This window comes from Glaciimonas sp. GNP009, assembly GCF_054343755.1.
Genome location: NZ_JBTGUV010000004.1, coordinates 3,328,551 through 3,342,084, shown reverse-complemented (window position 1 = coordinate 3,342,084; position 13,534 = coordinate 3,328,551). Strand labels below are relative to the sequence as shown.

General features: G+C 49.4%; 10 protein-coding genes. 8 read left to right on the top strand and 2 right to left on the bottom strand.

Annotated elements, in window-relative coordinates:
- Nucleotides 1-45: 45 nt before the first annotated feature.
- Nucleotides 46-1,107 carry an alpha/beta hydrolase family protein gene (locus ACXX82_RS15605; RefSeq protein ID WP_458563226.1) on the bottom strand — a complete coding sequence of 354 codons (1,062 nt, stop codon included), beginning with the start codon at nucleotides 1,105-1,107 and terminating at the stop codon, nucleotides 46-48.
- A gap of 195 nt (nucleotides 1,108-1,302) precedes the next feature.
- Here ACXX82_RS15605 and ACXX82_RS15600 point away from each other — a divergent pair, with 195 nt between their 5' ends.
- From ACXX82_RS15600 to ACXX82_RS15590, 3 genes are all read left to right on the top strand, one after another.
- Nucleotides 1,303-3,090 carry a glutamine--tRNA ligase/YqeY domain fusion protein gene (locus ACXX82_RS15600; RefSeq protein WP_322236350.1) on the top strand — a complete coding sequence of 596 codons (1,788 nt, stop codon included), beginning with the start codon at nucleotides 1,303-1,305 and terminating at the stop codon, nucleotides 3,088-3,090.
- Nucleotides 3,091-3,531: 441 nt separating this feature from the next.
- Nucleotides 3,532-4,041: a DUF1993 domain-containing protein gene (locus tag ACXX82_RS15595; RefSeq protein ID WP_322236348.1), complete on the top strand. Its 510-nt coding sequence runs from the start codon at nucleotides 3,532-3,534 to the stop codon at nucleotides 4,039-4,041.
- A 413-nt stretch (nucleotides 4,042-4,454) separates the two neighbouring features.
- Nucleotides 4,455-7,826 carry a sensor domain-containing protein gene (locus ACXX82_RS15590; RefSeq protein WP_458563225.1) on the top strand — a complete coding sequence of 1,124 codons (3,372 nt, stop codon included), beginning with the start codon at nucleotides 4,455-4,457 and terminating at the stop codon, nucleotides 7,824-7,826.
- A 52-nt stretch (nucleotides 7,827-7,878) separates the two neighbouring features.
- On the opposite strand, the gene ACXX82_RS15585 is transcribed toward ACXX82_RS15590, so the two are convergent.
- Nucleotides 7,879-8,568: a haloacid dehalogenase type II gene (locus tag ACXX82_RS15585; protein WP_323506086.1), complete on the bottom strand. Its 690-nt coding sequence runs from the start codon at nucleotides 8,566-8,568 to the stop codon at nucleotides 7,879-7,881.
- A gap of 380 nt (nucleotides 8,569-8,948) precedes the next feature.
- Here ACXX82_RS15585 and ACXX82_RS15580 point away from each other — a divergent pair, with 380 nt between their 5' ends.
- The 5 genes from ACXX82_RS15580 to ahpF all read left to right on the top strand — a co-directional run bounded on the left by ACXX82_RS15580 (nucleotide 8,949) and on the right by ahpF (nucleotide 13,488).
- Nucleotides 8,949-9,572 (top strand): flavin reductase family protein, encoded by a 624-nt coding sequence (locus ACXX82_RS15580; protein WP_322236342.1) that lies wholly within the window; start codon nucleotides 8,949-8,951, stop codon nucleotides 9,570-9,572.
- 164 nt (nucleotides 9,573-9,736) lie between these two features.
- Nucleotides 9,737-10,423 (top strand): glutathione S-transferase family protein, encoded by a 687-nt coding sequence (locus tag ACXX82_RS15575; RefSeq protein WP_322236340.1) that lies wholly within the window; start codon nucleotides 9,737-9,739, stop codon nucleotides 10,421-10,423.
- Between the two features lie 66 nt (nucleotides 10,424-10,489).
- Nucleotides 10,490-10,966: a nuclear transport factor 2 family protein gene (locus tag ACXX82_RS15570; protein ID WP_458563224.1), complete on the top strand. Its 477-nt coding sequence runs from the start codon at nucleotides 10,490-10,492 to the stop codon at nucleotides 10,964-10,966.
- 270 nt (nucleotides 10,967-11,236) lie between these two features.
- Entirely contained in the window at nucleotides 11,237-11,800 is a 564-nt protein-coding gene (gene ahpC / locus ACXX82_RS15565; protein ID WP_322236336.1) for an alkyl hydroperoxide reductase subunit C, read from the top strand.
- Nucleotides 11,801-11,889: 89 nt separating this feature from the next.
- Nucleotides 11,890-13,488: an alkyl hydroperoxide reductase subunit F gene (ahpF, locus tag ACXX82_RS15560; RefSeq protein ID WP_322236334.1), complete on the top strand. Its 1,599-nt coding sequence runs from the start codon at nucleotides 11,890-11,892 to the stop codon at nucleotides 13,486-13,488.
- Nucleotides 13,489-13,534: the final 46 nt, after the last annotated feature.

Sequence of the window (13,534 nt, the reverse complement as noted above, 5' to 3'; positions counted from 1 at the left end):
GTCGAATGGTCAATCATTTGAATCATCGCCAACAGGAGCGCCCTATTACCTGTCGCTTACTCGAGCCTTTTCGATTTTAAGCAATACGCTATCAAAGAACCGCACGACTTGCTGTTCGAGCCTTAACAGGTAATTTGCTCTATCAAAGCCCGGGGGATCCTCTCCTGGGTCACCGGCATCTGAGTTCAACTGTATTAAAGGCGGTGCCATAAACGCGAAATGGCCAGCATTAGCGACCTCCTCAAAGACAGCCTGTGGCAGCCGTGCACGAAGCCAGTTTCCATGATATTTGGGTGTCAGTACCGTATCTTTTTGCGCAGTGACGATGTGAAGCGGCACGTCTAATCGCTTCAGGGAAGCCGGTGCGAACGCCAAACCAATTGGAGCCATCGCAAATACCGCATGAATGCGCGGATCACGTACGTCAAAATCAATTGCATCAGCATCAGCGTCAGTTAGCGTGGCATTTATGACCGAAGCTCCCGCTGAAGCCGATCCGGCAACCCTCTCTGCTTCGTTCGCCTCAAAACCAGTAACCTTGGCCAAGCCATGAGGATCACCGCCCAACTGACAAAACAATTGATCATCAATGGTGGTGGCGCAATGGTGCAGCATTTGCTGACGATCGGCCATCCCTCCGGCCAACGCCAAGACACTAAAACCACCGGCAGAATGCCCTAACGCACCGATTTTCAGTCCTACAATATGCGCGCTCCAATAGGAATCGATCAGCAAAGCATCCAACAAACGCGATAATTGCCGGGGCCGCTCGGAAAAATAATCGTCAGAAAGCACCAAAGAGCGATCATCCCAGTTATCTCCAGGATGTTGTGGTGCGGCCACGAGATAACCGTTTTTTGCTAATTGTATGGCAAGATTATAGTGAGCCAGCTGACTGCCGCCAGAGCCGTGCGACAATAAAATTACCCCTTTTAGGGGAAGTTCAGGTACCCCATTAAATGCCAAAACAGGCGCATACAGACCTAGCCGCATCATTTTGGCCGGGGATTTACTGGGATAAAACAGTGCAACCGGCATGGATGGATGATCGGCGCGACGCACTGTCATGGCGCGCATACCAGCGTTTTGGGTTGCGTCTGGAGGCATTGCTAAGTCCTTACGATGAGATGACTAAATTGTCTGTCATTTATCTTATTCACGCGCGGATTATTGACTGCGCCTGACAGGTTAACAAAAAACACCCTCTCAGAACTGACAAACCGAACGACAAACCACCTCGCTACGGTAAAATGCTCTTCATCTTTATACTTATTCCGCAAAGCGCTTGCGCAAAAAACATTCATGAGCAACGATCCCAAGAATATCCCCGCTAACGGTAATCAAGCACCCGCACCGACACCGTCCAACTTCCTGCGCACGATTATCGAAGCCGATATGACTGCGGGTGTCTACGCTGGTCGCAAGGATGGTCAGGGTCAAGCCATACCGTCCATCGTCACCCGCTTTCCGCCTGAGCCTAACGGTTACTTGCATATTGGTCATGCAAAAGCCATTTGCGTGAACTTTGGTTTGGCACGTGATTATGCTGGCCGCTGTCACTTACGTTTTGATGACACAAATCCGGAAAAAGAAGAGCAGGAATACGTCGACACCATCATTGATAGTGTCAGATGGCTAGGTTTTGACTGGAAAGATGCGACCGGCGATCACTTATTCTTCGCCAGCGATTATTTCGACCAGTTGTATCAAATGGCCGAATATCTGATCACCGCGGGTCTGGCCTATGTTGACAGCCAAAGCGCCGAAGATATGGCTGCCAATCGCGGCAACTTTGGCGAAGTAGGCAAAGACTCGCCATTCCGTCAACGCTCGCCAGAAGAATCGCTGGACCTGTTTCGGCGCATGAAAGCGGGCGAATTCAAGGATGGTGCGCACATCGTTCGCGCCAAAATTGACATGACGTCGCCCAACATGAATTTGCGTGATCCTGCGATTTATCGTATCCGCCATGCACATCATCATCGCACCGGCGACGCGTGGTGCATCTATCCGATGTATGACTACACACATCCGATCTCGGACGCGCTCGAAAACATCACCCATTCGATTTGCACATTGGAATTTCAGGATCACAGACCTTTTTATGACTGGGTTCTCGAAAAATTGAGCGATGGTGGCTTCCTCCAAAAGCCGGTTCCGCATCAGTATGAATTTTCGCGCCTGAATATTACTTACGTTGTCACCAGCAAGCGCAAGTTGCGTCAACTGGTGGACGAGAAGATTGTTGATGGATGGGATGATCCACGTATGTCCACGCTGGTCGGCATCCGTCGACGCGGTTATACGCCAGAATCGCTGCAACTATTTTGCGAACGCACTGGCGTCACCAAGTCGGACGGTTGGATTGATATGAGTTCGCTGGAAGGTGCATTGCGTGAGGATCTCGACCCAAAAGCCCCACGCGCAACCGCTGTGTTGCGCCCGCTCAAACTCATCATCGACAACTTCCCGGAAGATGAAATCGTCGAATGCCATGCACCTGTATATCCGCCAGCCCATCCGGATCACGCCACCGCGTTGCGTCACTTTCCCATGACAAAAAATGTGTGGATCGAACGGGAAGATTTCATGGAAACGCCAGTAAAAGGGTATTTCCGTCTGACGCCCCCGACTGAAGATAAAGCCGGTAGCCGCGTTCGTCTGCGCCACGGTTACGTGGTTGAATGTACCGGTTTCGACAAAGACGCCGAGGGCAATGTGACCGCCGTGCACTGCACCCGTTTCGAAGATAGCAAGAGCGGAACCGAAGGCAGCGCCAACTATAAGGTCAAGGGCAACATCCACTGGGTAAGCGTAGCCCACGCGTTAGAAGCGGAAGTCCGATTGTACGACCGATTATTTAGCGATCCGCATCCTGATGCGGGCGGCAAAGATTTCAAACTAGCCTTGAACCCTCACTCCAAAGAAGTAGTCACCGCGTATCTTGAGCCAGGCATGTCGGCTGCAATGCCCGACGAACGTTATCAATTTGAACGTCATGGCTATTTCGTCGCTGATCGGGTCGATAGCAGCGTTGGTAAACCTGTGTTTAACAGAACAGTGACACTGAAAGATAGTTGGGGTAAATAATTAATTGTCTTATTTCCTTATTGTAATTAATTATTTCAATTGACTATTATTTAATCGCTCATAGGTTTCCGCTACCATACTAATTAATGAATTAGTAAGGTAGTTGGTCACCCATTATCCGTACATAGCGCGTTGTCCGAGCTATTGGCTGGGCGTTGCTCCAGACGCAGATCCTTACTAAAAAACGTCAATAAAGCGTTTCTAGCTAAGCACACAATAGTACGTCGAAGTTACATCTATTTGTGCTTTTGCCTAATTCAAAACGGTTATCGGATCGATATATAGCGCTATCTGGATCAACAGCAGAGTCGGCCTGGTGAAGCGATCAAAGTGGAAGAGATGCGCAGGCTTTGATAGTCGGTGGCAATTTATTCACGAATTCGGGTAACCGGCTATACTTTCGTCACTTTCAAGTCGACTTCACCCACCAAGAGCTAAAAAATGACGATCTCAATGTACACCTCATCTATCCCCGTTTTCAAACAATTACTAAACGGTTTAAGCGACGTACTAAACAAAGCCGAAGCCCACGCTACCGAAAAGAAAATTGACGCTAACGCATTTCTTCAAGCACGTTTGTTTCCAGATATGTTTGCGTTGACGCGCCAAGTCCAAATCGCTGCCGATTTCGCTAAAAGCGTTTCCTCACGATTGGCGGGTATTGAAGTACCCGCTTACGACGATAACGAGCAAAGCTTTGCTGAACTGCAAGCGCGTATCCAAAAGACGCTTGCGTTTATCGAAGGTCTGACACCAGCGCAAATTGACGGCAGCGAAACGTTAGAAATCGTATTGCGTCCTGGCACACCGAAAGAAAAGAAACTGACAGGTCAGGTTTATTTGCTCCAATACGGTTTGCCGCAATTTTTCTTCCACGTCACCACCGCTTACGACATTCTGCGTCACAACGGCGTTGAAATTGGCAAGCGTGACTTCATGGGCGCCTATTAAACCCGAACGACGACATAAAATGCGAGAAATGATTTTGCTGTAGTCAGATAAATCATAAAGCGCGGCCTTAGGGTCGCGCTTTTTTGTTTACCAAGGTGATAAAAGTAGAAAAAGTGTTATTTTAATCATAAAAAATTCAAGGTATTAACCCGAATCCTCTATAAAAGGTTTAACAAAAATGTAATTGTTAATAGTGCCTTTTTCCAGATGACGATATATTCATAAGACTGTACTATCATAAAATACACAATATAAAAAAAACCGACCGACTCAGGTCTATACAGACAATTAAGTTGCATTGCGACCGACTGGAACAGATGCAGCGTTAAACAATCATTCGCCACACACGGACTCCTTAGCTTAAGTGATTAGAAGCAGGTAGCAGTAACACAAGCAGCACATTCTCTCCTCACATGCCACAGAATAAGTTGAAGAAGACCATACTTTCGAGCGAGCAGACGTTAAAAGACCACAACCTCCTGGATGCACAATCACATCAGGAGTCGGGGAAATCACTACATCCGCAGACATTCCCCAACGTTTTATTCGTACGCCAGTACGACCCTAAACAGGCACTTCGCATGCGTCGCTATTTTATGGCTGCCGGGACATCCTTGTTGGCGATTTGCCTGATGTTTGTTTGCTACTTCCAGGGCCTTCTGTCACTTAATTCTTTCTATCAAAGCAGCACGATGGTGTTGCTCGGAGTAGTCATTTTTTACGTATTATTCCGGAGCGGACTCAATCTCAAATGTCGAGATCCGAATCTGGCCCTTCCTCAAATGGGAGCGGCAACGCTGATCACGCTATACACCATGTACGCGGCGAACGGAGGACGGTCGGTATTTATCATACTTTTGCTGATGGCTTTTCTGTTCAGCGTTCTACAGTTCTCGAGCCGTGCCTTACTGATTTACGCTGCGAGTATTTTGGTCGCTTATGGCCTGATAATTGGACTATTGATACGATTTAAACCTCAATCCCTAGACTTGCGTCTTGAAGTATTGCAGTGGCTGACTCTCGCACTCACCTTGCCCTGGTTCGCTACCATGGGTAGTTTTATTAGTGGATTACGCAACCAGTTACGTAAAACCAACGCCGAACTTGCCAGTGTGTTGCAACAGGTTTTGGCCAGCGAATCAAGCCTGGCTGTGGCTCAGCGCACGGCTGGACTTGGAAGCTGGACGTTTGATCTCGTTCATCGCTCCGCTATTTGGTCGCTGGAAACCTACCGCTTGTTCGGCATTGACCCCACCCTTCCAGCACCGACGGACGCGCAGTTCCTGCAAATAGTACATCCCGAAGATCATACCCATTACTACACGTTGATGGACGCCACGCGCTCCGAGAGCGGCACCATAGACTCTCAATTTCGTATCATTTTGCCGACCGGTGAAATTCGCTGGGTCCACTTGCTAGGACAGTTAGTATTCGATGTCGCAGGGCCGACAACCTTCTTGCGCGGCACCGTCATGGATACCACCGAACATAATGCTCAGGAAGAAGCACTCACCCTTGCGCGCGATCAGGCGGCGGCGGCGCGCGCGTCGTTGGTAGATGCTATCGAAAGCCTGACCGAAGTCTTCGGGTTATTTGACGCCGATGACCGCTTGGTCTTATGTAATCGAAAGTTCGCCCGGAGTTATACAGATTTCGAACGATTCGAAGAAATCGCCGGGATGCGCTTTGAAGATATTGTGCGATCATCGCTTGCCAAAGGAGAAGTAATCGAGCCAGCATTTCACGGCAATGTGGAAGCGTGGGTCGCAGAACAAGTCCGGCGCCATCGCGACCCAAGTCACCCCACACACACATTACGGCTAAGCGATGGACGCTGGCTGGAGGTGACAGAGCAACATACGCGCAGTGGCGGCATTGTCGGCGTGGGTAGAGATATCAGCGAGCAGAAACAAAACCAGCAGCAACAGGCGATGGAATATACCGTCACCTTGTTACTGGCAAAATCCGAGACCCTTGAGGACGTTGTTCCAAAAATAATTCAGACCGTTTGCGAAACACTCGGATGGGACTGCGGTGCTTGCTGGCATTGGGATAGATCAGCACAAATCCTGACACGCGGTGAGTCATGGAGCGCGGCATCAAGCGATTTAAGCGCATTTGTCAGCATGGGCAAGCAACGTCCACCGGCCTCGATCATGCCCGAATTGATCCAACGTGTTTGGTCAACAGGCGAACCGCTATGGATCCCCCACGTTGCCGAACACGCCGGTTTCAAGCTTACACAGATGACATCCACAGCCGGACCGTTGGGCGCGTTCGCATTTCCAATCAAAATCGGTACTGAACTGTATGGCGTAATGGAATTTTACGCCCGTGATGTGCGCCACTCCGACCCCGCGCTGCTTGCAGTAACGCGATCTATAGGCTTGCAAATTGGTCAGTTCATCGGACGCAGAGCAGCAAAAGAAGAAATTTGGCAGTTGGCATTCTACGATCCTCTTACACGTCTGCCAAACCGCCGCCTTCTTATTGATCGGTTAGAACACGTCCAGGCTATCAGCACGCGTAATAAATTACACAACGCGTTATTATTTATAGATCTTGATAACTTCAAGACCATCAACGACACGCTCGGTCATGACAAGGGCGATCTTCTATTGCAAGAAGTCGCCAGGCGCCTTGTGAGTTGCGTACGCACTGCCGACACTGTCGCCCGACTAGGCGGGGATGAGTTTGTCATCATGATCAGTGAACTAAGCGAAAACCTTGAAGCGGCAGCAGTTCAGGTTGAACAAGTCGGCGAAAAAATCCTGATGCACCTGAATCAGCCGTATCAACTAGCTGATCACTTGTACCGCAGCACATCAAGTATCGGCGTCACGCTGTTCAGCGGACGGGACGAATCGACAGATGATCTGCTGAAACGCGCCGATCTTGCCATGTATCAGGCAAAGTCAGCGGGCCGTAACACTTTACGATTCTTCGAGCCCGATATGCAAGCAGCCGTTTCTGCCCGCGCAGAGCTTGAGATTGATTTGCGTCACGGGCAACAAGACGCACAATTTATTCTCTATTATCAGGCGCAGGTAGATCATAGCGGACGTTGGACCGGGGCCGAAGCACTGATACGCTGGCAGCATCCGAAACGGGGATTGGTGAGTCCTGCCGAGTTTATCCCGGCAGCTGAAGAGAACGGGTTAATCCTTACGTTGGGACGTTGGGTTCTGGAAACAGCCTGTTCCCAACTTGTCGTGTGGTCATTGCGACCGGAAACCTCGCACCTGACGCTGGCGGTCAACGTCAGTATGCGTCAGTTCAGACAACCAGACTTCGTCAAAGACGTAACGGAATTGCTAGAGCTGACGGGGGCTGATCCTCGCATGCTGAAGCTTGAGCTGACCGAAAGTATGCTGCTCGTGAACGTGGAAGATATTATCATCAAGATGAGCGCCTTGATCGCATTGGGCATCCGCTTCTCTTTAGATGATTTCGGGACGGGTTATTCGTCACTTTCCCATCTTAAGCGCCTACCACTCGATCAACTCAAAATCGATCAAACTTTCGTCAGAGATGTCCTTACGGACCCGAACGATGCCGCCATTGTTCGGACTATCGTGGCACTTGCGCAAAGTCTCGGTTTATCGGTTATCGCAGAGGGGGTAGAAACGGCATCGCAGATGACGTTCCTTTCCAATAACGGCTGCAGTGCTTATCAAGGATATTTATTTAGCCGACCGCTTCCGCTAGAACAGTTTGAAGCCTTGCATCTAAAAGAGAATCACGCCAACGCTATCACTGATCTCAGCACTCCTTTGATACGATAAAACCATGGTACATTTACCAACACTTACCGAACGGGAGAACATCAAAAGAAGGTCACCGGGCGCCAACGATCCCCAGCAACTCTGACAAATTGATAATTTCACCGTCGGGCGTATCGGGAATTCTCTCCGCAGGTTGCGCAAAACGATTACACCAGATGACGCGAAAGCCAAATGCTTTGGCAGAATAAGCATCCCAGCCGTTGGAAGACACAAAACATATCTCACTCGGCATTAAGCCGAATTGGTCGACCGCCATTTGATACACAGACGGATGCGGCTTAAATATCCCTGCTTCATCCACTGACAGCACAGCGTCAAGTAAATGACCAATACCGGCATTGTTGACCGCGCTCGACAACATACCTGCCGAACCATTTGAAAGAATCCCACATCGTAAGCCGCTAGCTTTCAAGGCAACTAACGTACTCTCGACTTCAGGATAAGGGCGGAGTTGCAAATAAAGATCGAGTAACCGCTGACGCAAACCCGCATCGGTTACCTTTAAACTCTCTAGTGCAAAGTCGAGCGCATCACCGGTAACATCCCAAAAATCCGCGTGTCGTCCGGTCAGGCTGCGCAGCCACGTATATTGAAGCTGCTTGGTGCGCCACATGTCGGCCAGCGGACGCCATTTATCTCCCAGCATGTCTTGCACCTGTTCGGCTGCACTATTGACGTCAAACAAGGTTCCATAGGCATCGAAAACACACGCTCGAATATTAGCGAGTTTGGTATCTGGCATAGCTTAATCCTTAAAAATATTGGGAAAATAAAGGGTGCATAGAGCAATCTTGCGATTTATAACCAAGCTTGCGGAACCTCACAGACCGCTTTTAGTGATCTCCACGAAGTACTCTCCATGATTACCCCGCGAATCAGATCGGTCATAGTGTTTTTCTTCACGCGCTAATACTATGCATGAAAACCGTTAACTTGGCATGACACTCGCCGTTTCGATATTACTGGTACGCTGGCGTCCGCGCTATTCTAATAACCCCATCCACTACAATCCATTCTGCATATTAACGTTATCTTCCTAAAGCATATAAAAATGGTTGTGCACGGGTGACCACATTTCAGCGACACACCAGACCTAGACTGTAACAAGAAGCCATAAACACCATGACAGATTCAATCCACTTCTACCAGCCATCGCAGGGCCATCGTCTGCCACATGATCCTTTCAATGCCATTGTCGGCCCACGCCCCATCGGCTGGATTTCATCGCAGGATGCCGACGGGAAACTTAATCTGGCACCGTATAGTTTTTTCAATGCATTCAATTACACGCCACCCATCGTTGGATTTTCCAGTATCGGACGCAAAGACACGCTTAACAACATCGAAGCCACTGGCGAATTCGTCTGGAATTTAGCCACCATGCCATTAGCAGAAGCCATGAACCAATGCTCGGCGCCAGTCGCTCCCACCGTCAGCGAATTTGAGCTAGCCGGACTTACGCCGGTCCGCTCAAACATAGTTGGCCCTCCACGCGTAGGCGAAAGCCCGGTCTCGTTCGAATGTAAATTGACCCAAGTTATCCAGTTACGCGGCGTGTCAGGAGCGGCGGTAGAGAGTTGGCTCGTGTTAGGCGAAGTCGTTGGCGTGCACATTAATACGGCACTACTGGTCGACGGCGTCTACGATACCGCCGCCGCTGAACCAATTCTGCGCGGCGGTGGGCCTGGCGACTACTTTCAAACCCTACCTCAAAGCTTGTTCCGCATGTATCGCCCGGGTCGTTAGAAGCATTGTTAATACCCGCATCCCAAAATTGACGGTAAGAATTTGGCTATCAGAAGGTGCGCTGAAGCGTTTCGGGGATGCGTGTATTATCAGCAGACACGGATTCGGCAGCACATATTTCCCATTGAGCAAGTTCTCAACATTAACCAGAAAAGGACATCATCATGATTCAGTTATATTTCCATCCTTCACCAAATCCACTCAAGGTGGCGCTTTTTCTCGAGGAGTCCGGCCTTCCCTATGAAGCGATTCCGATCGATACCCGCAAAGGCGAACAACACTTGCCGGCATTCCTTAAAATCAACCCAAATGCAAAGACACCTGCAATTGTTGATGGCGATGCGACGGTGTTTGACAGCAACGCAATCCTGCTATACCTGGCTGAAAAATCGGGTCAATTTCTGCCTGCAGATACACCGGCTGCGCGCGGTCAGATGTTGTCATGGTTGATGTTTGTCGCCAGCGGGATCGGTCCGTATTCTGGTCAGGCAGTCCACTTTAAACATTTCGCGCCTGAGCCGAAGGAATACGCGGTCAATCGTTACATCTTTGAAGCGGAACGCCATTACGCCATCCTTGAGGCGCAACTGGCAAAGCACCGCTATATGCTAGGCGACACCTATACCCTAGTCGATATGGCGGTCTGGGGTTGGGCTCGCGCCGTTCCATTCATCCTTGGACCAGATGCATGGGATCAGCTCCCGAACTTGAAGCGCCACTTAGACGAAATCAACGCCAGACCGGCAGCGCAGCGCGCAGAGGCATTAAAAACAAAGTTCACCTTTAAGGCAGAGATGGATGACGATGCGCGCAAACAAATGTTTCCGCAAAATGCTCGCCTTAACGCTTGATTGGTATCCTGTTCTCAACACTGTTAGTTCGACCAATTCGCTTGGCTTCTTATATTGGAGTTTTGTATGACAGAGAACACGTCCAGGCCGCCGCTACCTCCGTTTACGCCCGAGACTGCACGCCAAAAAGTACGCGCAGCCGAAGACGGATGGAACTCACGCGACCCCGAGCGGGTCTCAATGGCCTACACCGAAGAAAGCAAATGGCGTAATCGGGCGGAATTTATTACTGGCAGAAAAGAGATTGCTGCGCTGCTCACACGCAAGTGGAATCGGGAGCTGGACTATCGTCTGATCAAAGAACTATGGGCGTGTGCGGACAACCGTATTGCAGTACGTTTTGCGTATGAATGGCACGACGATGCGGGCAATTGGTTTCGTTCTTATGGCAATGAAAACTGGGAATTCGATGCCCAAGGCCTGATGGCTGTACGTCATGCCAGTATCAACGATCTCCCTATCAAAGAGACTGATCGTCAGTTTCACTGGCCATTGGGACGTCGTCCAGACGATCACCCGAGTCTCAGTGAACTGGGCCTTTAACAAAATTAATTAATTATTAATTAGCAATAGTAATAGCAACATCAGCGCAACATTCTACAAAAAGGCCGTGTCCCTCATGAGGAAAACGGCTTTTTTCATAGGGCGTATGGGATTTCGAAAAAGCGCTCGAAGATCGCATCATACGATCTTTAATCCCACCAGTCGATAGCTAAAATTTATTGAATATAATTTAATAATTAATTTTACATATGGATCTGGATTCTTTACACTTCAGTCTTAATGATTCACAACCCCTTAGAGGAAAACACAATGTCTCTCATCAATACCCAAGTAAAACCATTCAAAGCAACCGCTTACCAGAACGGCAAGTTCATTGACTTGACTGAAGAATCCTTCAAAGGCAAGTGGTCTATCGTTATGTTTTACCCAGCAGATTTCACTTTTGTTTGCCCGACAGAATTAGAAGATCTGGCCGATAACTATGCTGAATTCCAAAAATTGGGCGTTGAAGTCTACGGCGTATCAACTGATAGCCATTTCGCTCACAAAGCATGGCACGACACATCAGAAGCCATCAAAAAAGTGCAATACGCACTGATCGGTGACCCAACTGCTGTGTTGTCACGCAACTTCGAAGTGTTGATCGAAGAAGAAGGCATGGCACTGCGCGGTACTTTTGTGATCAATCCAGAAGGTCAGATCAAGGTCATGGAAGTGCATGACAACGGTATTGGCCGCGACGCTTCAGAATTGATGCGTAAAGTAAAAGCAGCACAATACGTCGCATCACATCCAGGCGAAGTTTGCCCTGCGAAATGGACTGAAGGCGCTGCAACATTAACACCATCGCTTGATTTGGTTGGCAAGATCTAAGATCCCACTCAGGGTCTACTAGCAACACCGACGCCGGTCGGGAATTGTCCAGACCGGCTTCAAAAATTATTTAAATAGAAAGCAACATCATGTTAGATGCAAATCTCAAAACCCAGTTGAAAACCTATTTGGAAAAGGTCGTGCAGCCGATTGAGATCATCGCGTCTCTCGATGATAGCGACAAATCCCGCGAATTGCAGGCCATGCTCCAGGAAATCCTCCTGTTGAGCGACCGCATTACGTTGGTTGAACGCACTGACGACGAAGAGCGCAAGCCGTCGTTTAGTATTAACCGCCCTGGAACAGATATCAGCGTACGTTTTGCCGGTATTCCGTTGGGCCATGAATTTACCTCGTTGGTTTTAGCGCTGCTACAAGTTGGTGGCCATCCAGTCAAGCTGGACGATGCTGTGATTGAACAAATCCGCAATCTGGACGGCGACTATCAGTTTGAAACCTATATTTCTTTGTCATGCCAAAGCTGCCCTGAAGTTGTTCAGGCGCTCAACGTCATGTCGATCATCAACCCGCGTATTCGCACTGTCACGATCGACGGCGCCCTGTTTCAAAAAGAAGTCGAGAGTCGCCAGATCATGGCTGTACCGACTATGTATATGAACGGTGAAGTGTTCGGCCAAGGTCGTTCCGGCGTCGAAGAAATCCTCGCAAAACTGGATAGTGGTGCAAGTACACGTAAGGCCGAACAACTTAGCAGTAAAGAAGTGTTTGACGTATTGATCGTCGGCGGCGGACCTGCTGGCGCGGCTGCCGCAATTTATGCAGCACGTAAAGGCATCCGCACAGGTGTCCTGGCGGAGCGTTTTGGTGGTCAGGTTCTCGATACGTTGGCGATTGAAAATTTTGTCTCGGTGAAAGAAACCGATGGTCCGCATTTTGCGGTCGCGCTGGAGCAGCACGTTAAGTCGTACGAAGTCGACATCATGAACTTGCAACGGGCCACAAGTATGGTTCCTGGCAAGCTGATCGAAATCAAAACTGCAAGCGGCGCCATCTTGAAAAGCAAAACCGTTATTCTCGCCACCGGTGCACGCTGGAGAGAGATCAATGTTCCTGGCGAACAGCAATACCGTAACCACGGCGTTGCCTATTGCCCGCATTGTGATGGTCCGTTATTCAAGGGCAAACGCGTGGCGGTTATCGGCGGCGGCAATTCTGGTGTCGAGGCAGCAATTGATCTGGCTGGTATCGTCGGCCACGTCACCCTGATCGAATTCGGTGCAGAGTTGCGCGCTGACGCGGTCCTGCAACGGAAACTGAAAAGTCTTGGCAACGTAACGATTCATACTTCAGCACAAACCACAGAAATCCATGGCGACGGCAAAAAAGTTAATGGCTTAAGCTACACCGATCGCGTGTCAGGCAACAGCAAAAAGGTTGAACTGGAAGGCGTATTCGTCCAAATCGGCTTGGTGCCAAACACTGAATGGTTAAAAGGCACGGTTGCTTTATCGCGTCATGGTGAGATCGAAATAGACGCAAAAGGTCAAACTTCTATTCCTGGTGTGTTTGCAGCGGGTGACGTCACAACGGTCCCATTCAAGCAGATCGTGATTGCCGTGGGCGAAGGTGCTAAAGCATCGTTGAGTGCATTCGATCACCTGATCCGGAATTCGTTTGATGACGAAGAAGTAGTTGCCCCTGCGGAGCAAGTAGCAGTTACCGCGTAACACTGTTACTGAGGATGTAAATAATCCTGGGACATTGTGCTTCTTA